The organism is Celeribacter sp. (assembly GCF_048270365.1).
GTDB lineage: Bacteria > Pseudomonadota > Alphaproteobacteria > Rhodobacterales > Rhodobacteraceae > Celeribacter.
The window spans coordinates 1-20,115 of the sequence record NZ_JBLWTA010000037.1 but is presented as its reverse complement, the minus strand read 5'-3'; the positions used below and the strand labels follow the sequence as shown (position 1 = coordinate 20,115).

Sequence of the window (20,115 nt, the reverse complement as noted above, 5' to 3'; positions counted from 1 at the left end):
ATAGATACAAGTTTTGACCAGTATAATGTTTATATTTGCACATCAAAAAAGATGTGATCTCGGGAAATTTTTAACATTTCATGCACAAATAGAGGCGAAACACCTCTCCCCCCTCACAATTCTCCACACTGTTCCTTTTTGAACATAAAATCGGAATATCAGTGGATTTAGACCGGAAACCGCGAGTTTTAGACCAAACGAGACGTGGCCAAGCGAGGCATGATCGCGCCAGAATCCCCCGCAAAGACGCGCGGTTACAAAACGGATACAAAACCGTCACCCGAACGACATTCCCCTTCGTCACACCGCGCGCACAGATACTGACGAGGGACGTCTCATGAAAAAGAACCTGCTGCTTGCGGCCTCTGCTCTGGCGCTTTGTGCGACCGGGGCCTCTGCCGATATGACCTTCAACCGCATCGCCTCTTTCGCCACGCCGGACAATATGGCCGAGGGCGAGGACCGTGCGCGCGAAACCTCCGCCGAGATCATCGCCGCCTCGGAAGACGGCATGACGCTGATCTACACCGACAGCCCGCTGGGCGTCGTTGGCCTCATCGACATCACCGATCCGAAAGCCCCGAAGGCGCTTGGCAACATCGAGATGCCGGGCGAGCCGACCTCAGTCACCGTGCGCGGCATGACGGCCTATGTCGGCGTGAACACCTCTGAGGATTACGTCAACACCTCCGGCCAGCTCGTCGTCGTCGACATGGCGAAGATGGAAATCATCGGGTCGTGCGATCTGGGCGGTCAGCCCGACTCGATCGCCGTGTCGAAAGACGGGTCTTTCGTGTCCGTAGCCATCGAGAACGAGCGCGACGAAGACTTGGGCGACGGTCGTACCGGTCAGATGCCCGCGGGTTTCCTGGATATGGTATCCGTGACCGAGAGCGGTTGTTCCGACGTCAAATCCGTCGAGATGACCGGCCTGACCGAGATTTCGCCAGAAGACCCGGAGCCGGAATTCGTGGACATCAACACGCTTGGCGAAACCGTCATGACGCTTCAGGAGAACAACCACCTGATGGTGATCTCCAAAGACGGTGAGGTCCTGAACCATTTCTCCGCAGGCACTGTGGACCTGATCGGGATCGACACCGTGGATGAACGCGGCGCGCTGATCTTTACCGATGAGCAACTGGGCCGCAAACGCGAACCCGATGCGGTGAAATGGATCGACGACGACCATTTTGCCATCGCCAACGAGGGCGACATGGACGGCGGCTCGCGCGGCTGGACGATTTTCAACAAGGACGGCTCTGTCGTCTTTGAGAGTGGCGCATCGTTCGAACATGCGCTCGTGCAAATCGGCCACTACCCGGACAAACGCTCCGACGCCAAAGGCGTTGAGCCCGAGAGCATCGAAACCGCCGTGTTCGACGGCACGCCTTATGTTTTCGTCGGCTCCGAGCGCGGCTCTGCCGTGGGCGTCTACAACGTGTCTGACCTCACCGCACCGGTGCTGGAACAGCTTTTGCCCTCGGGCATCGGGCCGGAAGGCTATGTGACGATTCCGTCGCGCAACCTGTTGATCTCCGCCAATGAGACCGATCTCATCGAGGATGGCGGCGTGCGCGCCCATGTCATGATTTTTGAGCGCGCCGAGGGCGAGGCGATGTATCCGACGCTGACCTCTGAGGGCGCGAATGAGCTGATCGGTTGGGGGGCTATTTCTGGCATGGTCGCAGGGGACGACGGCATGATCTACGCCGTCAACGACAGCTTTTATGGCTATCAGCCGACGATCTTCACCATTGATCCCTCCGCGAAACCGGCCCGCATCACCAAGGCCCTGCGCGTTGTGCGTGCCAATGGCGATGCCGCACAGAAACTCGATATGGAAGGCATCACGCTCGATGGCGAAGGCGGGTTCTGGGTCGCCTCCGAGGGCCGCACCGACCGCGTGATCCCACATGCGCTCTATCATGTGAACGCGGATGGTGAGATCAAGGATGAGATCGGCCTGCCCGCCGAACTGATGGCCGTCGAGACACGCTTTGGTTTTGAGGGCATCACCAAGGTCGGCGACACGCTTTGGATGGCTGTGCAGCGCGAATGGGGCGATGACGCGAAGAACACCGTCAAACTCGTCGCCTATAACCTTGAAACCGAGGAATGGGGCGCCGTCTCCTATCCGAAAGCCGCGCCGGACGCGGGCTGGGTCGGCCTGTCGGAGATCGTCGCGCATGGGGATTACTTCTACGTCATCGAGCGCGACAACCAAATCGGTGCGAACGCCGTGACCAAGAAAATCTACCGCATCCCGGCCTCCGAAATGGTGCCTGCGCCTTTGGGCGGAGAGCTTCCGGTGGTCTCCAAGGAAGAGGTTCGCGACCTGATCCCGGATCTGAAATCCTTCGGCGGCTATGTGGTCGACAAGATCGAAGGCCTCGCGATCACTAAGGACGGCGAGATGTTCGTCTCCACCGACAACGACGGTGTGGATGACAGCTCGGGCGAGACCTTCTTCTGGTCCATCGGCTCTGTCGAGTAAGCTCCACACAGCGACAAACAGAGACGCCCGCCGATTTGGCGGGCGTTTTTATTTGAGTATTTTGATCACGAAAAAGATCAGACCTCGGTGGTCGGGTCGCTCTCGATCACTTTGGTTTCGACCGTGTTCGGTCCGGCAATTTCGATCCGGCGCGGTTTGAGCGCCTCGGGCACTTCGCGTTTCAGGTCGATATGGAGCATGCCATTTTCATGGGACGCGCCGGTCACACGCACATGTTCGGCAAGCGTAAAGCGGCGTTCGAAGGCGCGGGTGGCGATGCCGCGATGGAGATAGGTCTTGGCCTTTTCTGCCTCGCCATCGGCTTTGCGCGCGGTGATCACCAGCGCGTTTTCACGCTGTTCGATGGCAATGTCTTCGGTCGAGAACCCGGCCACGGCGAGCGAGATGCGCCAGGCGTCGTCGGAGGTTTTCTCGATATTATAGGGCGGGTAGCTGGGCTGGCTGACCTCTTGGGTCAGAACGCGGTCCATCAGATCGGCGATTTGATCGAAGCCGACGGTGGCACGGTAGAGCGGTGCAAGATCAAAGTTACGCATGGGTATCCTCCAGTGAGCGATTCCAAAATGTGATGCCTTCCGACGCGCGGACAGGCGACATGCCGGACCCAAAAGAGGCGTCCGACATCAGGAATCTGGGGATCGGCTTTTGCGGTTTCAAGAGGGCACGAGGCCCCGCGCCGTTCAGTGACCTGTGACGCCCACGACGAATTCTGTCTGGGACAATGCGGGCAAGGGCTCATTGCTGGCCTTTTGAAAATGGCTTTTCCCGTTGGAGGCCATTTGCAAGAGATCAGACAGCGCGCCATCGAGAGAGGTGCCAACAGACACACGCCCGCCCCGGAATTGCGCCTTGGCGGAGACCACAGACACAATGCGCGGCGTAGGTCCGGACATATCGAAAATCGGCGCCCCGGAGGAGCCGAAATCCACCTCGCAAGAGGTCACAAGCACACCACCTTGACGCGCCATCACATGACAGACTTCCTGCAAGGACGGCGTTTCCGCGCGATCATGTGCATAGGAGACAACGCCCACGGACTGACCTTTTTCCGGACGCGCAGAGATCGCGAAAGGCCGCACAGAGGTGGTGCGCACCGGACGGTCCAACTCGATCAGCGCCACGTCGTGCACCAGACGATCATGAAGATCGCCGGAATTGAGCGCGAATTCCGGATGCACGTAGATCGCCTTGGCGGCACGGTAAGCCTGCGCCTGACCATTGCGCCACCCGGCCTTGAAGGTGATGTCCTGAGGTTTGTGCGGCTTGTGGTTGTCAATGTCGAACATGCAATGCGCGGCGGTCAGGACCAGCGTTTCGGTGATCAGAGCCCCGGTGCAGAAACTGCGCCCGGCAAAATCGAGACGCCCGACGGCCTCCCACCCGCGGCTGTCATCGCCGGTTTGAAAGGCCTTAAGCTTGCTGTCCGCCTGCGCCTGTCCTGCCATGAGGAGGATAAAGAAGATGGTCAGCAATTTTCTCATGGCGGTCCTCAAGTCCTGTGCCCTCTCGAGGTATAGAGGGTTCAAGGCGGGATTATGACCGATTCGAGAACAATTTGGGCGGTTTTGGGCCACCTGTTGCCCAATCGAGCAATTCGACGGTGTGCACCACCGGCACATTCATCCCCGATCCGATCTGCATGATGCAGCCAATATTGCCCGCAGCCACCACATCTGGGGACTTCGCCGATAAAGTTTTGATTTTCCTCTCTTTCAGGTTTTTTGACAGCTCGGGCTGCAACAGGTTGTAGGTGCCGGCCGATCCACAACACAGATGGCTGTCCTGCGGCTCGACCACCTCGAAGCCGACGCGTTTCAAAAGCGTTTTGGGATGGGTCTTGATCTGTTGGCCGTGTTGCAGCGAACAGGCGGCGTGATAGGCGACTTTGAGGTCCTGTTGGCCTTCCGGCAGCTCGAGCTGCATCAACACTTCGGAGACATCCCTGGCCAGCGCGGCAACCTGCGCCGCCTCTTCGGCCAGCTCAGAGCTGCGGAACATATGGCCGTAATCCTTCACGGTCGTACCACAGCCCGAAGTGTTGATCACGATGGCATCCAGCCCCTCGCCATTGATCTCTCGCATCCAAGCGCGGATGTTTTTCGCGGCCGTTCCGTGCGCGTCCGCCTCCTTGCCCATGTGATGGGTGATCGCCCCGCAACAGCCCGCGCCTTTTGCGACCACAACCTCGCAACCGAGCCGCGTCAAAAGCCGGATCGTCGCATCGTTGATGTCCGTATCCAGCGCCTTTTGCGCGCAGCCCGTCATTAAAGCGACGCGCATTTTACGTGCGCCTTTCGCGGAAAACACCTGCGCGTCGTCATTGCGCGACGGGGCCGGAATGCGGGCGGGCGCCATCTCTAGCATCGCTTTCAGCCGTGGATCGGGCATCATATGGCGCAAAGGTTTCACGATCTTCGCCCCCAGCAAAGCCACCCGAAACCGCCCCGGATAGGGCAGGATTTTCGCGAGCGTCCAGCGCAGGAGACGATCCATCAGGGGACGTTTGTAGGTTTTCTCGACATGCACCCGCGCATGGTCGATCAGATGCATGTAATGCACCCCCGACGGACAGGTCGTCATACAGGCCAGACAGGACAGGCAACGATCCAAATGCTTGACGATCTTGGCATCCGCAGGCCGGTCGTTTTCCAACATATCCTTGATCAGATAAATCCGCCCGCGCGGACTATCCAACTCGTCGCCCAACACCGCATAGGTCGGACAGGTCGCGGTACAGAACCCGCAATGGACACAGGCGCGCAGGATTTCATTGGCGCGTTTGATCCCGGGATCGCTGAGCTGCTCTGGCGTGAAATTCGTCTGCATCAGCACATGCCTCTGTTGAATTTGCCTTCAGGATCAAATCTTTGCCTCAAGCCTGCGCTGATCCGTTCAAGTGCGGGGGATTGCAAAGGGAACACGCCAAGTTGGCGCTTGGTCTCGTCAGAGGCTCGCACCAATGTCGCATGGCCGCTGGTCATCTTTGTACGCACATCCGTGCCCGGCTCGGTCAAAAGCCAAAGCCGATTGCCGCCCCAGTCAAAGATGACATCCTCGGGTTGCACGGCTTGAACCAAACGCACGGCTTCCGAAGGCTTCACCGAGACCGACCAGACATCCCCCGACCTGCCATGAAACGCCCGAACATCCCGAATGTCGCGCCAAATCGGCTCACAGGCTTCCACACCCCAATGCTCCAGAACATCAAGCTGCAAGAGCGCCTTCATGCGATCCACACGGTAGCGCAGCGAGGTCTCAAAGCCCTCTAACCGCAGCAAAACCTCATCATTTTGCCACGCCGCGCCGGTCAGGTCGTATGGCTGGCCCAACAACTGGGACAGGATCGCAATCGCCTCCGCCGCATCACATCCCGGCACCGCCAGCGTCACCGTGGTCTCAGGCAAAGGTTGCACCTTGAGGCTCACCTCCGTCATCACGCCCAGCCTGCCGTGGCTTCCGGCCATGAGTTTCACAAGATCAAGCCCGGTGACATTCTTCATCACCCGACCGCCGTTTTTGACCACCTCGCCGCGCCCATCTATAAAGCGCACGCCAAGGCAAAAATCGCGACAGGCCCCCACCGCCACGCGCCGTGGTCCGGAGGCATTCGTGGCGACGACACCGCCAAGCGTGCTCTCGCCCTCACGTCCCAAAAGTCCGCGCAGATCCGGTACGTCAAAGGCCAACCTTTGCCGCTCTGAGGCCAAAAGCGCATCAATCTCGCTCAAAGGCGTGCCCGCCTGTGCCACCAAAGTCAGCGTCCCCGGCTCATAAAGCGTCACGCCGCTCAGCCCCCGCGTGGACAGGGGCTCTCCCTCGGTTACGCCAATCCGCCGCGTCCCGCCGCCTTCGATGACAAACGGTCCGGCGCCTCGGATGCTCTCAACCAATTCAGCTTCGCTTTTCGCAGTTTCCTTTGCTGTCAAAATACTCATGCCTCCCCCCTCCGCGAGGCGCTGATATCCAGCGGAAACACCTTCGCAGGGTTCAAAATCCATTTCGGATCAAACACATCCTTCACCGCCATCTGCGCTTCCAAATCGGCGGGCGCAAACTGATGCGTCATCAATTCGCGTTTCTCCACGCCCACGCCATGTTCCCCGGTGAGACAGCCCCCTGCATCGACGCAAAGCTTCAAAATCTCCGCGCCCAGCCGCTCGGCGCTTTCCAATTGTCCCGGCTCATTGGCATTATAAAGAATGAGCGGATGCATATTGCCGTCACCGGCGTGAAACACATTGCCGACCATATGGCCATGCTCGACGCCAAGTTCTGCGATGCGTTTGAGCACGGTGGGCAGTGCGCCAACCGGGATTGTGCCATCGAGGCAAATATAGTCGCCCCGTTGCCCCATGGCGCCAAAGGCGGACTTGCGGCCCAACCAAATCCGCGTGCTTTCTTCTGCGCTTTGGCTTTCGCGGATCGCGACCGGATTGTGTCGCGTGGCAATCTCGATGATCCGTGCCAGTTGATCGTTGATCTCCTGATCAGAGCCCTCCACCTCGACGATCAAAAGCGCCTCGCAATCGGGATACCCCGCGCCTGCGAACTCTTCGGTGGCGCGAATGATCGGCCGGTCCATGAACTCGATCGCCACCGGGATCAGCCCCGAGCGGATGATGTCCGCGACACATGCCCCCGCGACTTCGTTGCTGTCGAAGCCAAACAACACAGGTCGCGCGCCTTCGGGTTTCGGCAGGATACGCAGGGTGGCTTCGGTGACCACGCCCAACTGCCCCTCGGAGCCGCAGATCAGGCCCAGAATATCGAGCCCGCCCGCGTCCAGTTCGGCGCCGCCGATCTCGACCACTTCGCCATCGGCCATCACCATGGTGACACCCAAAAGATTGTTCGTCGTTACCCCGTATTTGAGGCAATGCGCGCCGCCGGAATTCATCGCGATATTGCCCGCGATGGCGCAGGCCAATTGGCTTGATGGGTCAGGCGCGTAGAAAAAGCCCTCATCCTCAACCGCCGCCGTCACGGCGAGGTTGGTCATGCCGGTTTGCACGCGGATGTAGCGGTCAGAGGTGTTGATCTCCACCACATCGCGCAGCCGCGCGACGCCCAAGATCACGGCATCTTCCGAGGGCAAGGCGCCGCCGGCCAGCGATGTTCCCGCGCCGCGCGGCACCACCGGCACGCCCATCTCGTGGCAGATCGCCATGACCTTTGAAACCTCTTCCGTGGTCTCCGGCAGCACCGCCAAAAGTGGCGGACAGCGATAGGCCGTCAGCGCATCGCATTCATAGGCCTTGAGCTCTTCGGGCGCGTCAATCAGCGCATCCTCGGACAGAACCGTTCGCAGACGCGTGGCGAGTTCCGATTTGCGACGGAGAATCTCCGGCTTTGGTGCAGGCATATCCATGGCGCTTTTCTCCCCTATTGGTCAATTTTTATAACCAATTTTTAGATGTGACAAGCGCGGTGGGTTTGCGTAATGCTGCGCCCATGGAACTCTTTGATCAGCTTCGATATTTCTCCCTGCTCGATGGTCTCGCCGTGATCTACCTGATCTCGGCCTGGGGAATTTTGGGATATGTGATCGAGAACCCGCCGAAAAAACGCGTCTCTACCTCCGTGCTGGTCGCCGATTATCGGCGCGAGTGGATGGTCCATATGATCACCCGCAAGCCGCGGATTTTCGATGCGACCGTGCTGGCAACCCTGCGTGAAGGCACAAGCTTTCTGGCCTCTGCCTGTCTCATTGCGATTGGCGGCGGCTTGGCGGCGATTTCGAATGCGGAACGTTTGAGCGACGTGGCCAGCGATCTGGCGTTGGATGCGCCCAAGATCATCTGGGAGGTGAAAATCCTTTTGGCGCTGTTCTTTATCACCAACGCGTTCCTAAAATTCATCTGGTCGAACCGGCTGTTCGGTTATTGCGGCGTGATCATGGCCTCGGTCAGCAATGATGAGGCCGATCCACAGGCCCTGCCGCGTGCGCACAAGGCGGGCGAGTTAAACATCACCGCAGCGCGCGCGTTCAACGCCGGCATTCGCGGCATCTATTTCGCGCTTGGCGCGCTGTCGTGGCTGTTGGGGCCGGTCGGGCTTTTGATCGGCGGCAGTTTGGTGATCTTCATCATGCTGCGCCGCGAATTTGCCTCGACCTCCCGACGCATTTTGATGCGCGAAGAGGTTTAAGCCGCTTTGACGGAGAGGGCCTCAATGCCCTGCGCGATGTCTTCGGCGACCTGCGCGACGCGACCCTCCGCATGAATCCGCTGCGCATAGGCGCGCAAGCCGATCAGCTGTGTCTGAATCTGCCCTGCGAGCCGCACCGGATCGGTGCTTGCGGGCAATTCGCCCTCTGTCTGCGCTTGGCGCAGAACCTCGGTCAGGGCCGCTTCCATTTGGTCGATCAAATCTTCGGCGAGGCCTCGCAGGTTCGGGTCGTCATCGGGCATTTCCAGAATGGTTTTGACCAGCATACAGGCGCGAGACGGCACCTCAGCCCGCCTTTGACCGCCCAGCAAACGGATGTAATCCGCGATGCCTTTGAGCTTTGAGCCGCCCTCCGCCATGACCTCCGCCAGCCCCGCCTGCGTGCGCCCCGAATAGAGCCGTAACGCCTCGGCATAGAGCCCCTCTTTCGATCCGAAAGCGGCGTAAATCGAGCCGGGGCGCATATCGAGCGCGTTCTCCAGATCTTTCAGCGAGGTGGCATGAAACCCCTTGGCCCAGAACAGGTCCATCGCGGATTTGAGCACCTTGTCGCGGTCATATGTTGCCTGTCTCGCCATCTTTCGCCTCAAATTTGAGTGATCGCTCAAAATATATATTGAGTGGTCACTCAAGTAAACTAATGTCAGGTCACATCTTAATTGAGCATTCGCTCAAGAATCAAAAGGACCGACCATGATCGACTTTACCGCCCACACGATTGACACCGCTCCCGAAGAAAGCCGCGCCACGATGGAGGAGGTGAAATCCGCCTTCGGTCGCGTCTCCGGCCTCATCGCCGTCATGGCAGAAGCACCGGCGCTCGCGAAATCCTATTGGCAGCTCCATCATACATTTATGACCGAAACCACCTTTGACAAGGATGAACTGACGGTGATTTGGCAGACCATCAATGTCGAACACGAATGCCATTATTGCGTGCCCGGCCACACCGGCATCGCGAAAAAGATGAAGGTGGATGACGCCATCACCAATGCTCTGCGCGATGAAACGCCTCTGCCGACGGCGCATCTTGAGGCGCTTAGGACGTTCACGCTTCAGATCGTGCGTCAGCGTGGGAATGTCACGCAAGACCAGATGCAGGCCTTTCTCGACGCGGGCTATACCAAGCGGCAAATCCTCGAAGTGCTGGTCGGGACGGCACAAAAGGTGATGTCGAATTACACCAATGCCATCGCGCAAACGCCGGTCGATCCGGCGATGCAGGCCTTTGCCTGGGAAAAAGCCTCGCCCGCGCTGGTGTGATTTTCCGGTGTGATCGCTGGTGTAATTTTTTGGGGAGGGGCGGCGTAAAAGCCGCCCCTCTGCCATTTTAAGAACAATATAAGGAAAGTTATTCAACATCTTCGCCATATCAAACCAAATCGACCAGCAATATACCTCTCCTCAACGAAACGCCGCACATCGCGGCTCTGAACGAGGACAAGACAATGATCGACCTTTCTTCCAATCTCCTGAGCTTCGCTGGCGCTGGCTCTGTCACCGCAATCGCACTCGCTGCTCTGCTGCTCCGCGTCTCCCTTGGCGGGCTGTTCCTGGCCCACGCTTACCTGAAATACTTCATCTTCACCCCCAAAGGGGCGGCTGGTTTCTTCGCCTCTCTGGGTGTTCCGGGCTGGTTTGCCTACATCACCATCGCCGCTGAAACGCTGGGTGGCATCGCCCTGATCGTGGGTTTCCAAACAAGCCTCGTCGCTTTGCTCTTGATCCCGACTTTGCTGGGCGCAGCCATCCTTGCTCACGGCAAAAACGGCTTCTGGTTCACCAATGAGAACGGCGGCTGGGAATATCCGGCATTCTGGGCGGTGGCTCTGTTCGTTCAAGTCCTGCTGGGTGGCGGCGCACTGGCTCTGACGCACTGAGCGCTTCGCTCAAACCTGAAAACGGCCTCGATGATGATCGGGGCCGTTTCTGTGTGTGTGCTCGTTACCTGCGACCTTCGCGCAACCAAGCCGCCACTGACAGCCCGGCCAACAGCACCAGCCAGACCCAGCCGGGAAGGAGAGGCGAGAGCCGGGTCGATTGCGTCACGTAAGCCTCGCGCGGAGTGATGCCGAACCAACCACGGCCTGCGGCGACGCGGCCCTCTTCGACCAGACGCAGACGCGGCACCCCATCGGAGAGCGCAAAGGTTCCGCCGCCCGAGGCGCGGATCACCGAGGCCAGTTTGTCGCCGGTCGCAATGGTTTCCTCGAACTCACGCGGTGCGGAGGGGCCAAGCACCATGACGGCGGTCTGATCGCCTTCGGACAGACGATAGAGTCCCATCTCACCGCCGGTGACCTCGGCCACATAGCGGCCCGGCGCGATCTCTTCCATCGGCACGATGGACACAGTGCCATCCGGCGCTTCGACGGTCACGGAACGCTCGCCCTCGGTGAGGCTGCGCCGGGTGATTGTCAGCGTATTGCCTTCGGCGGTGGCGGTCAGTGCTTCTTCTTCCAGCTCTGGTTCCTTCATCATCCAATGGGCCAGACGGCGGAGCAGTTCAAGTTGCGGCCCGCCACCCTCGACGCCCCGTGTCCAAAGCCACGCATGATCGGAGCCAAGCACCGCCACACGGCCTTCGCCGACCCGGTCGAGCACCAACAAAGGTCGCCCATCGAGGCCGGACATCACCGTTTCGCCCTGTTCATCGGGTTCAAGCTCGACCTGACGGAACCACCGGCCCCATCCCGGCTCATCCTCGGCAAAGCGCAACCCGCCCAAGCCCTCGGTTACCGGGTGGCGCGCGCCCAGATCGGTGAGGCGCGGCAGGTAGGCATCTTCGATCACGCGGCCGGTGGGGGAGACCGGAATGACCCGCGCCAAAGGCGAGCGATAGATGCTGTCGGCAGTGGCAAAATCGGGGCCAGCAGCAAACAGCACTGCGCCGCCGTTTTCCACGTAGCGCGCGATGTTGTCGAGGTAGGAGGCGGGCAGGATGCCGCGCAATTTGTAACGGTCGAAGATGATCAGATCGAAATCCTCGACCTTCTCCATGAACAGCTCCCGCGTCGGGAAAGCGATGAGCGACAGTTCCGTGACCGGCACACCGTCCTGTTTCGAGGGCGGGCGCAGAATGGTGAAGTGGACGAGATCAACGGACGGGTCGGATTTCAACAGGTTGCGCCAAGTGCGTTCGCCATTGTGCGGCTCGCCGGAGACCAACAAAACACGTAGCCGATCCCGCACGCCGTTGATCTGAACCATGGCGGAATTGTTGCGGGTGGTCAGCTCTCGGTCCGCTTCGGGCAGGGTGAATTGGATCACATTCATGCCGCCATGCGGCAGCATCAAAGGCACTTCGATAGACCGCCCGACGGGGATGGAGAACCTCTGCGGCGCTTCGCCGTCGATGGAGACCAAAAGCGGGCTGGTCGCATCGTCATTTGGCACCGCGCCCTGATCCTCGACGCGGAGTTTCAGCACGACCTCCTCGTCCAGGATCGCAAAACTCGGCGCACTTTCGATGACCAGACGACGGTCCCAATCCTGTGGCTCGCCTGTGAGCATGAGATGCACAGGAGCAGGAAAATCGGGGGCAAGATCGACATCGTGCAACTGGCCGTCCGAAAGCAGAACAGCCCCAGCCAACCGCCCGCGCGGCTCGTCGGCCATGGCCTCCGAGAGCGCCGTCATCAACAGCGTGCCGCGATTGTCCGGCGCATCGCGCAGCGTAATCTCGCGCAACTCCGTGTTGGGCATGGCAGTGATGCGCGCCTCTAAAGTGGCGCGTGCCGCCTCAATTTGATCTGGTCGATTCGAGAGGTCTTGCGAGGCGCTTTCGTCGACCACGAGGAACACGATGTCGGTCAGCGGATCGCGCATTTCCTGTTTGAGCGACGGCCCCGACAGAGCGGCCAAAACGCCCAAAGCAGCCAGCGCTCGCAAGGCCCAGCCCGACAGCCCCCGCCAAGCGGCAAAGACAATCAGGACAAAGGCAATCCCGGCCAAAACGGCCAGCACAGGCAAGGGGATAAGCGGGGAAAAGGTGAGATCTCGGATCATTGGCCCAACCTGTCGAGCAGCGCAGGCACATGGACCTGATCGGATTTGTAATTGCCGGTCAGCACATAGATCACCAGATTGACGCCGAACCGATAAGACAATTCGCGCTGGCGCTCACCGGACAACCCGCGCCCCACCGGCAAAAGCGGAAAGCCGGTTTCATCCAAAGCCCAAGCCGAGGCCCAATCGCCCCCGCCGATGATCACCGGCGTGACATTGTCGTTGAGATTGCGAAACGGCATACCTTCGGCCTGCTCGCTGTCGGGGGCGGCCTCGACCCAAAGCGTGCCATCGGCGTGACGGCCGGGAAATTCGCGCAAGAGGTAGAACGCGCGATTGAGCACGTGGTCTTCGGGGATTTGTTCGAGGGCGGGAATGTCGAGAGAGGCGGCAAGCGCTTGCAATTTCGTACCGTTTGGCGTCGCTGCGCCAAATCCCGCGACATCGGCATCGCGCGTGTCGAAAAGGATCACGCCGCCGGTGCGCAGATAGGCGTTGAGTTTGGTGTAAGCGGCGGCTGAGGGTGTCGGTTGGCTCGCCGTCACCGGCCAATAAAGCATCGGAAAAAAGCCCAAAGGATCGGTCTCGAGGTTGATCCCGATGGGCGGCGCCGGCTCGACGGAGGTGCGCATGGTCAAGACGTCGGAAAGACCGGCAAGACCGGCCTCAGAGACGCGATCCAAGGCGGCATCGCCGGTTTCGACATAGGCCAGCGCCAGTTCAGACGAGGCACGCAGGGCGAAATCATCGTCCAACTCTTGGGCTTTGGCATCGGGGGCGATCAGCATCGCGCAGAGCAATATGGGAAGCGCCCGCGCACCGAACAGACGCCCGGAAAGCCAAAGCGAGGCCAAAAGATCCGCGCCCAAAAGCGCCAGAGCCAGCGTCAAAAGGAACGGTGCGAGAGGGCGTTCGCGCCCGGCTTCGACGCCCAAAAGCGTGACATCAGACGGCCAGCGCATCTGCGCAAGAGTGTCGCCTTCGGCCATCACATTGAGCGCCCGAAGGCTATCGCGGCCCTGATAAAGCCCCGGTGGCGTGGCTTTAGTCGCGCGCGCCGTCACAAACTCTTCGCCCGCGACAGGCGGCATGGCGGCGGCCTCGTCGAGACGCCCGAACCCATCCATCACCCGCACCGGCTGAAGGCTTTGCCCCGCCAGATCATCCTCCTCCAACACGGCAGCCCGCGAGGTCACAGCGAGACGGTCGAGCATCTCAACAAACAGGCCGGACAGAGGCAGCGTGGACCATTCAGCATTGGCGGTGACGTGGAACAAAACGACCTGCCCTTGGCCCACGGGTTTGCGGGTCACCAAAGGCGTGCCGTCTTCCAAAGTGGCGATCACGCGGTTGGCCAGTTCCGGGTCGGGCTGGGCCATGACTTGGGCGTTGATCTCCACGTCCTCGGGCACCGGCAATCCGTAAAAGGGCGAGGTCTCGGCAAAGGGACGCAGGCGTTTCGGCTCGCCCCAACTCATCGCACCGCCCAGCGTCCGCCCACCGGCGCGCAGCCGCACCGGCATCAGCGGATCGTCCTCGTCGCGGGCCACATCGGAGCCTGCCAAATTGGGTCCGGCAAAGCGCAACAACATGCCGCCGTCGTTCAGCCAGTCCAACAAATCGGCCACTTCGCCGCCCGACAGCTGTGCAACATCAGCCAAGACGATCACATCGGGATTGGCCATGATCAGATCCGGCAAAGCGCCCTCGATCACATCGGCTTCGCCCGCCAAAGCCGCGCGCAGGTAGTGGAGTTGCGACAAAAGCTGAAGCCCTTCGCCGCCTTCGCGCACCACGACCAGACCGACCTCGCGGCGTTTGAGACTGTCGTCGGTGAGACGTTTGGCGCCTGCGGAGTTTTGGCCTTCGATTTCAAATCGTGTGACCCGCGCGCGCAGTTCGGGCGGCAGGTCGAATGGCACTGTGACGCGGGCTTCTCCGCCCGGCAATGTGACCTCGCGCCGGTCCAGCACACGCGGCACGCCCGCCGGATCGGGACCATGCGCCAAGATCACCACATCGCGATCCCCGCCCGCATCGGCGCGCAGCACAGGGACGGAAATCCCCGTGTCGGTCAGTTCCAAAGGCCCAAGCGCCATCACATCACGAGCGGTTTCGAAAACGGACACCGGGCCGAAGCTTTCGAGATCGGCTAGCACATCTTCGCGTCCGGCGCGTGCCAAACCGTCCGACAGCCAGAGCGTTTCGACCGCCGAGGGCATCACGGAAATCACGCCGCTCAGCGCCTCCATGTCGGGTTCGAAAGGAGCGGGTGCGATGCCCGCCAGTCGAGGACGCCAATCAGAGGGCGCCAAAAAGGTGCACCCTTCGGTCGGCAGGTCAGTGGCGGACAGAATGCAAACCGTGCGTCCATCGGCTTCGGCCTCATCCAGCGCCTGCTCCACGCGCCCCATCCGCAGCGACCAATCGGATGCGGAGGCCCAGCTTGCGTCCAGCAGTACCAAAAGCGGACCCTCTGAACCGCCACGCTCGACACGCGGGTTCAAAACCGGACCCGCAAAGGCGAGGATCAGCGCGGCCACCGCCACCATGCGCAGCAGGAGTAGCCACCAAGGCGTGCGATCCGCCTCGACCTCTTCGTCCTTGAGACCCAGCAAAAGCGCCACGCCCGGAAAGCGGCGCTTGATCGGCGCGGGCGGCACGGCGCACAGCAAAAGCCAGAGGATCGGCAGGGCCAAAAGCCCAAGCAAAACCCAAGGCGCGGTAAACCCGATGGGGCCTAAAATCCACATCAGCGCGGGCCCTCCAAAGCCTCGTAAAGCCACAAAAGCGCGGTGAGATCGGAGTGATCCGTGTGATGCGTGGCAAAGCGCCAACCGGCATGATGGGCGATCTGGCTCAGGCGATCTTTGCGCTCGGCCAGCCGCTCGAGATAGCGGGTTTTCAGGTCAGAGGCCCGGAGCGTTTCATGCATGATCCCCCCGGCCATCGAGGTAAAAACCGTGCGCCCGCGATAAGGAAAGGCCTCTTCGGCAGGGTCGAGAATTTGGTAGAGCATGCCGGAAATACCGCGATCCGAGGCGGCGGCAACGGCCTTTTCGACGGCCTCGATGGGGCCCAGGAAATCGGACAGGAAGACGGCGCGGGCGTTGGGCAAAAACAGCGTTGCATCGGGGGCGCCGTAATCGGCCTCCGTGCTCTGCGCCAGCCCTTCGGCAATGCGCCGGATTTGCAGCGATCCGATCCGGGGCGGTGTGCCGAGAGAGGCCAAAGCCACCCGTTCGCCGCCTTTCATCAAGAGGATCGACAAGGCCATGGCGAGCAAAGCTGCGCGGTCGGATTTCTGCGGCACGTTTTTGTCGGATGAAAACCCCATGGAGGCGGAGAGATCGACCCAGAGATGCACCGATTGCGCCGCCTGCCATTCCTTTTCGCGCACGAAATGCCCGTCGGAGCGGCCCGAGCGACGCCAGTCAATCGCGCGCCCCGGGTCACCCGCCTGCGCGGGGCGGTATTGCCAGAACTCATCGCCCATCCCGGATTGCCGCCGCCCGTGGCCGCCCATCAGAAGCGTGCGCGCGAGCTGTTCGGCGCGGGCCTGCAACGGTGGCAAGGGGGCGCTCAGAGACTCGGCGCGCGCCCGCAGGCCTTTGTGGCCGGGAGAAGCAGAGGGCTGGGTCACGCGGCAGACCGGACTTTCAGAGCGGTCTCGGCGACGCCCGCAATGATCGCCCCCAGATCATCGCCACGCGCACGTGCCGCAAAGGTCAGAGCCATGCGGTGAATAAGTACGGGACGCGCCATCGCCAAGACGTCTTCGGGGCTGGGCGCGAGACGGCCATCCAACAAGGCACGAGCGCGGGTTGTGAGCATCAGGGCCTGCGCGGCGCGCGGTCCGGGCCCCCAGGCGACAGAAGCATTCACGGCCTCGGGTGCTTCGGGTTCATTGGGACGACAGGCGCGGACGAGATCGAGAATCATCTCTACCACCTGTTCCCCCACCGGCATCTTGCGCAGAAGCGCCTGCGCGCGGATCAACTCGTCTGCGGTGAAGACCGCGTGGGCCTCGTCCTCATCGGCGCCGGTGGTGGCGATCAGAATATCGCGCTCCGTGTCGCGGTCGGGATATTCGACGTCGACCTGCACGAGAAAGCGGTCGAGCTGGGCCTCGGGCAGCGGATAGGTGCCTTCTTGTTCCAGCGGGTTTTGTGTGGCGAGAACGTGAAACGGCGCCTCGAGATCATGCGGCTGACCGGCGATGGTGACCGATTTTTCCTGCATCGCCTGCAGGAGCGCGGATTGGGTGCGCGGGCTGGCGCGGTTGATCTCGTCGGCGAGCAGGAGCTGACAAAACACCGGGCCTTCAATGAAGCGAAAGGCGCGCGATCCATCGGGCGCGGTTTCCAACACTTCGGAACCAAGAATGTCGGCGGGCATGAGATCGGGGGTGAACTGCACCCGCGCGCCTTTGAGGCCCATGACGGTCGACAGCGTGTCGACAAGGCGGGTTTTGCCCAAGCCCGGCAAGCCCAAGAGCAAAGCGTGCCCGCCGCAAAGCATGGAGGACAACACCAGATCCACCACGGTTTCCTGACCGATGAAGCGGCGGGTGATGGAGGCCTTGGCCTCGTTCAATTTCGCGCCCAGGGCTTCGATCTCGGCGACGAGGTCGGTTTCGGTCATCACATACTCCTCACTTGCCAAGCACTTACTTAGCGGGTCGAACCATGCCACTATTAGAAACGTGTCAGGTGCAAAGCACAAATGACAAAAGGTTTAAGAGGAGATTTTCCATGTCCGTTTCCGCAGAAAGCATCGCGAGCGCCGTAAAAGCCGCCAAGACCCGCGGATTGCCGCCGGTGGACAAATGGAACCCGCCGTTTTGTGGCGATCTCGACATGCGGATCGCGCGGGATGGGACGTGGTTTTACCTCGGCACCCCCATCGGGCGCGCGCCTTTGGTGCGGCTGTTTTCGACCGTGTTGAAACGCGAGGGCGACAAGTTTTTCCTCGTCACCCCGGTCGAAAAGGTGGGAATCACCGTCGATGACGCGCCGTTTCTGGCGGTGGATTTCGAGGTGGAGGGGACCGGCCCCGCGCAAAAGCTGACCTTTCAGACGTCGGTCGGCGATACGGTGGCGGCCGATGCCGATCATCCGATCCGAGTCGAGACGCGCGACGGCGAGCCCGCGCCCTATGTCGAAGTGCGCGCGGGGCTTGAGGCGCTGATTGATCGCAAAAGCTTTTTCCGCCTTGTTGACCATGGTGTCACGGAGGAGATTGACGGCGAGGATGTTTTTGGCGTCTGGTCGGCGGGCACATTTTTCGAAATCGCCAAAGCGACTGATCTCGCCTGAATCGCCTTGCCTGAAACATCCTGACCTAAATGCCCAAATTCGCCGCCAATCTGTCGTTTCTGTTTAAGGAATATCCCTTCCTCGAACGCTTTGCCGAGGCGAAAGCCTGTGGGTTCAAGGCGGTGGAGGTTCTGTTTCCCTACGACGAACCGGCCTCAGAGGTCGCGAAACGCATGGCGGATCTGAACCTCAAAATGGTGCTGATCAACGTGCCGCCGCCGAATTACACCGGCGGCGAGCGGGGCTTTGCCGCTGTGCCGGGGCTGGAAGAGCGGTTCAAACGCGACTTCAAACGCGCGCTCCGCTATGCGGAATTCCTGGGCGCCGCGCATATGCACATCATGGCGGGTAAGGCGAAAGGCGTGGTGGCGCTTGAGACCTACAAGCGCAATTTGAAATGGGCCGCGCAGGAGGCGCCCAACATGAGCCTCACGATCGAGCCGATCAATGAGGGCGATATGCCGGGCTATTTCCTCAGTGATTTCGATCAGGCTGTCGAGATTCTCAACGAGGTGGCGGAGCTGAACCTCGGCCTGCAATTCGACGCTTATCACGCCCAGATCATCACCGGCGACGCCATGGCGGCCTGGGACGCATACGCGCCCTATGTGCGGCACATCCAGATCGCCGGGCCGCCCGACCGTCACGAGCCGATCAAAGGTCTGGTGGATTTTCCGGAGTTTTTTCGGCGCGTCGATGAGAGCGGCTACACGGGCTGGATTTCGGCAGAATACACGCCAAAGACACGGACCGAAGATGGTCTGGAGTGGTACCGACAGGCGTCAAGCTAGGCGCTGCGCTCCGGCGGCCTCTCCGGCACAGCCCGCGCCGGGGGCTTCGACCTCCAGCGTGGAGTGCGCGATGGAGAACCGCTCGCGCAGCACGCTTTTCAGCTCGGTCAAAACAGGCGTCGTCTCCCCCGAAATCACCACATGCGCCTCGACCGAGGTGCGGCGTTCGTCGATCTGCCACAGGTGAATATGGTGCACGTCTTCGACGCCATCGACCTCCGCCATGGCGACGGCGACATCGTCGGCCTTGGTGTCCGTCGGCGCGCCGAGCATCAGGATGCGGATCACCGGGCGGATTTCTGCGAAAGACTGCCAGAGAATATAAAGAGCGATGGCGATGGTCAGAAGCGGGTCGATCAGACGCCAATCCCAGATCAGAATGACCACGCCCGCAATGATCACCGCGACAGAGGTCGCCGCGTCGGCGAGGTTGTGAAGGAAGGCGGCCCGAATGTTGAGGCTGTCTTTCGACATTGAATAGGTCAGCGCCGCCGTCACCAGATCGACGATCAAAGCGATGAGCGCCACGATCACCACGGTCCAGCCCGCAATTTCCGGCGGGTTGAACAGGCGCGAGACACCTTCGGCAAAGAGATAGACGGAGATGATGATCAACGAAGTGTAGTTGACCATGGCGGCGACGACTTCGGCACGGCCGTAGCCGAAGGTCATGGTGCCGTCGCGCGGCTTGCGGGCAATCTTGCGCGCGCCGAACGCGATCACGAGGGCGATGGCATCGGACAGATTGTGAATCGCATCGGCGATCAACGCCATGGAGCCTGACACCACACCGCCGACGATTTGCGCCAAAGTCAAAAGGAGGTTGACCGCAATGGCGCCCGCGACTCGGGCATCCCCGGCGTTCGGGTCAATGTGATGGTGATGGCTATGGCTGTGAGGCCCGTGGGGATGATCATGTGACATGCGCCCATCCTGCCTCAACGGGCGGCCAATGCCAGCGGAAAGTGAAAGGGGCTGCGTATCAGTTGATCCGAAGCGTGTCTGACGTTCTCGTGACCCCCTGAATCTCACGCAACAGACCGGCAATCTCCGTGCTCGGCGCCACTCAATTGCCGCACATGTGCACAGGTTATGCAGGTCAATTCCTCAATAAAAGATCACCTGTATACTAAGGCACACAGAAAAAGCCCCCAAAATCCATATTTATGTTCAAAAACAAACAATGCGCAAAAACAGAACGAAATTGGCCGCATTCAGTGGATGATCACGCAAAATCACATCAAAATATAAAATCCTCCCAAAAATGTGATCTGCATTTACGCACATTGTAATGTTTGTAAACCCATTATTC

17 protein-coding genes are annotated in these 20,115 nt (G+C 60.5%); 6 read left to right on the top strand and 11 right to left on the bottom strand.

Annotation, left to right across the window (positions count from 1 at the left end; translation table 11 throughout):
* The first annotated feature begins 337 nt into the window (after positions 1–337).
* Positions 338–2,497 (top strand): esterase-like activity of phytase family protein, encoded by a 2,160-nt coding sequence (locus tag ACN0X0_RS21295; RefSeq protein WP_417280869.1) that lies wholly within the window; start codon positions 338–340, stop codon positions 2,495–2,497.
* Positions 2,498–2,574: 77 nt separating this feature from the next.
* On the opposite strand, the gene ACN0X0_RS21290 is transcribed toward ACN0X0_RS21295, so the two are convergent.
* From ACN0X0_RS21290 to ACN0X0_RS21270, 5 genes are all read right to left on the bottom strand, one after another.
* The gene (locus ACN0X0_RS21290) at positions 2,575–3,054 is read right to left on the bottom strand and encodes an Hsp20 family protein (RefSeq protein WP_417280868.1); all 480 of its coding nucleotides are present in this window, start codon (positions 3,052–3,054) and stop codon (positions 2,575–2,577) included.
* Positions 3,055–3,198: 144 nt separating this feature from the next.
* Positions 3,199–3,999 carry a trypsin-like serine peptidase gene (locus ACN0X0_RS21285; protein ID WP_417280867.1) on the bottom strand — a complete coding sequence of 267 codons (801 nt, stop codon included), beginning with the start codon at positions 3,997–3,999 and terminating at the stop codon, positions 3,199–3,201.
* Positions 4,000–4,051: 52 nt separating this feature from the next.
* Entirely contained in the window at positions 4,052–5,344 is a 1,293-nt protein-coding gene (gene glcF / locus ACN0X0_RS21280; RefSeq protein ID WP_417280866.1) for a glycolate oxidase subunit GlcF, read from the bottom strand.
* Entirely contained in the window at positions 5,344–6,453 is a 1,110-nt protein-coding gene (locus ACN0X0_RS21275) for an FAD-binding protein (protein ID WP_417280865.1), read from the bottom strand. The genes glcF and ACN0X0_RS21275 overlap by 1 nt, the downstream gene beginning before the upstream one ends.
* Entirely contained in the window at positions 6,450–7,886 is a 1,437-nt protein-coding gene (locus ACN0X0_RS21270) for an FAD-linked oxidase C-terminal domain-containing protein (RefSeq protein WP_417280864.1), read from the bottom strand. The genes ACN0X0_RS21275 and ACN0X0_RS21270 overlap by 4 nt, the downstream gene beginning before the upstream one ends.
* 83 nt (positions 7,887–7,969) lie before the next feature.
* Here ACN0X0_RS21270 and ACN0X0_RS21265 point away from each other — a divergent pair, with 83 nt between their 5' ends.
* The gene (locus tag ACN0X0_RS21265; protein WP_417264420.1) at positions 7,970–8,665 is read left to right on the top strand and encodes a DUF599 domain-containing protein; all 696 of its coding nucleotides are present in this window, start codon (positions 7,970–7,972) and stop codon (positions 8,663–8,665) included.
* On the opposite strand, the gene ACN0X0_RS21260 is transcribed toward ACN0X0_RS21265, so the two are convergent.
* On the bottom strand, positions 8,662–9,264 hold the full coding sequence (locus tag ACN0X0_RS21260) for a TetR/AcrR family transcriptional regulator (RefSeq protein WP_417264419.1): 603 nt from the start codon (positions 9,262–9,264) through the stop codon (positions 8,662–8,664). The genes ACN0X0_RS21265 and ACN0X0_RS21260 overlap by 4 nt on opposite strands.
* A gap of 115 nt (positions 9,265–9,379) precedes the next feature.
* Between ACN0X0_RS21260 and ACN0X0_RS21255 the strand changes: the two genes are divergently transcribed.
* Complete coding sequence (locus ACN0X0_RS21255; RefSeq protein WP_417264418.1) at positions 9,380–9,949, top strand: carboxymuconolactone decarboxylase family protein; 570 nt, start codon at positions 9,380–9,382, stop codon at positions 9,947–9,949.
* Between the two features lie 185 nt (positions 9,950–10,134).
* Positions 10,135–10,566: a DoxX family protein gene (locus tag ACN0X0_RS21250; RefSeq protein ID WP_219787348.1), complete on the top strand. Its 432-nt coding sequence runs from the start codon at positions 10,135–10,137 to the stop codon at positions 10,564–10,566.
* Between the two features lie 64 nt (positions 10,567–10,630).
* Here ACN0X0_RS21250 and ACN0X0_RS21245 read toward each other — a convergent pair whose 3' ends face one another.
* The 4 genes from ACN0X0_RS21245 to ACN0X0_RS21230 are packed head-to-tail and all read right to left on the bottom strand — an operon-like array spanning position 10,631 to position 17,338.
* Positions 10,631–12,694 (bottom strand): hypothetical protein, encoded by a 2,064-nt coding sequence (locus tag ACN0X0_RS21245; RefSeq protein ID WP_417280863.1) that lies wholly within the window; start codon positions 12,692–12,694, stop codon positions 10,631–10,633.
* A complete protein-coding gene (locus ACN0X0_RS21240; RefSeq protein ID WP_417280862.1) occupies positions 12,691–15,447 on the bottom strand; it encodes a DUF4159 domain-containing protein in 2,757 nt (918 codons plus the stop codon). The genes ACN0X0_RS21245 and ACN0X0_RS21240 overlap by 4 nt, the downstream gene beginning before the upstream one ends.
* Positions 15,447–16,337 (bottom strand): DUF58 domain-containing protein, encoded by an 891-nt coding sequence (locus ACN0X0_RS21235; RefSeq protein WP_417280861.1) that lies wholly within the window; start codon positions 16,335–16,337, stop codon positions 15,447–15,449. The genes ACN0X0_RS21240 and ACN0X0_RS21235 overlap by 1 nt, the downstream gene beginning before the upstream one ends.
* Positions 16,334–17,338, bottom strand: coding sequence for an AAA family ATPase (locus ACN0X0_RS21230; RefSeq protein ID WP_417280860.1), 1,005 nt, complete (start codon positions 17,336–17,338; stop codon positions 16,334–16,336). Before ACN0X0_RS21230 ends, ACN0X0_RS21235 begins: the two co-directional genes overlap by 4 nt.
* Positions 17,339–17,448: 110 nt before the next feature.
* On the opposite strand from ACN0X0_RS21230, the gene ACN0X0_RS21225 reads away from it, so the two are divergent.
* Both ACN0X0_RS21225 and ACN0X0_RS21220 read left to right on the top strand, forming a co-directional pair.
* Positions 17,449–18,012 carry a DUF1285 domain-containing protein gene (locus tag ACN0X0_RS21225; protein WP_417280859.1) on the top strand — a complete coding sequence of 188 codons (564 nt, stop codon included), beginning with the start codon at positions 17,449–17,451 and terminating at the stop codon, positions 18,010–18,012.
* 29 nt (positions 18,013–18,041) lie between these two features.
* Positions 18,042–18,803, top strand: coding sequence for a hydroxypyruvate isomerase family protein (locus ACN0X0_RS21220; protein ID WP_417280858.1), 762 nt, complete (start codon positions 18,042–18,044; stop codon positions 18,801–18,803).
* Here ACN0X0_RS21220 and ACN0X0_RS21215 read toward each other — a convergent pair.
* Positions 18,795–19,727, bottom strand: coding sequence for a cation diffusion facilitator family transporter (locus ACN0X0_RS21215; RefSeq protein WP_417280857.1), 933 nt, complete (start codon positions 19,725–19,727; stop codon positions 18,795–18,797). The two genes, ACN0X0_RS21220 and ACN0X0_RS21215, sit on opposite strands and share 9 nt — an antisense overlap.
* Positions 19,728–20,115 lie beyond the last annotated feature (388 nt).

Excerpts from the sequence above, each read along its gene's own strand:
- ACN0X0_RS21295 (WP_417280869.1), top strand. The coding sequence starts at position 338 with ATGAAAAAGAACCTGCTGCTTGCGGCCTCTGCTCTGGCGCTTTGTGCG.
- ACN0X0_RS21290 (WP_417280868.1), bottom strand. The coding sequence starts at position 3,054 with ATGCGTAACTTTGATCTTGCACCGCTCTACCGTGCCACCGTCGGCTTC.
- ACN0X0_RS21285 (WP_417280867.1), bottom strand. The coding sequence starts at position 3,999 with ATGAGAAAATTGCTGACCATCTTCTTTATCCTCCTCATGGCAGGACAG.
- glcF (WP_417280866.1), bottom strand. The coding sequence starts at position 5,344 with ATGCAGACGAATTTCACGCCAGAGCAGCTCAGCGATCCCGGGATCAAA.
- ACN0X0_RS21275 (WP_417280865.1), bottom strand. The coding sequence starts at position 6,453 with ATGAGTATTTTGACAGCAAAGGAAACTGCGAAAAGCGAAGCTGAATTG.
- ACN0X0_RS21270 (WP_417280864.1), bottom strand. The coding sequence starts at position 7,886 with ATGGATATGCCTGCACCAAAGCCGGAGATTCTCCGTCGCAAATCGGAA.
- ACN0X0_RS21265 (WP_417264420.1), top strand. The coding sequence starts at position 7,970 with ATGGAACTCTTTGATCAGCTTCGATATTTCTCCCTGCTCGATGGTCTC.
- ACN0X0_RS21260 (WP_417264419.1), bottom strand. The coding sequence starts at position 9,264 with ATGGCGAGACAGGCAACATATGACCGCGACAAGGTGCTCAAATCCGCG.
- ACN0X0_RS21255 (WP_417264418.1), top strand. The coding sequence starts at position 9,380 with ATGATCGACTTTACCGCCCACACGATTGACACCGCTCCCGAAGAAAGC.
- ACN0X0_RS21250 (WP_219787348.1), top strand. The coding sequence starts at position 10,135 with ATGATCGACCTTTCTTCCAATCTCCTGAGCTTCGCTGGCGCTGGCTCT.
- ACN0X0_RS21245 (WP_417280863.1), bottom strand. The coding sequence starts at position 12,694 with ATGATCCGAGATCTCACCTTTTCCCCGCTTATCCCCTTGCCTGTGCTG.
- ACN0X0_RS21240 (WP_417280862.1), bottom strand. The coding sequence starts at position 15,447 with ATGTGGATTTTAGGCCCCATCGGGTTTACCGCGCCTTGGGTTTTGCTT.
- ACN0X0_RS21230 (WP_417280860.1), bottom strand. The coding sequence starts at position 17,338 with ATGACCGAAACCGACCTCGTCGCCGAGATCGAAGCCCTGGGCGCGAAA.
- ACN0X0_RS21225 (WP_417280859.1), top strand. The coding sequence starts at position 17,449 with ATGTCCGTTTCCGCAGAAAGCATCGCGAGCGCCGTAAAAGCCGCCAAG.
- ACN0X0_RS21220 (WP_417280858.1), top strand. The coding sequence starts at position 18,042 with ATGCCCAAATTCGCCGCCAATCTGTCGTTTCTGTTTAAGGAATATCCC.
- ACN0X0_RS21215 (WP_417280857.1), bottom strand. The coding sequence starts at position 19,727 with ATGTCACATGATCATCCCCACGGGCCTCACAGCCATAGCCATCACCAT.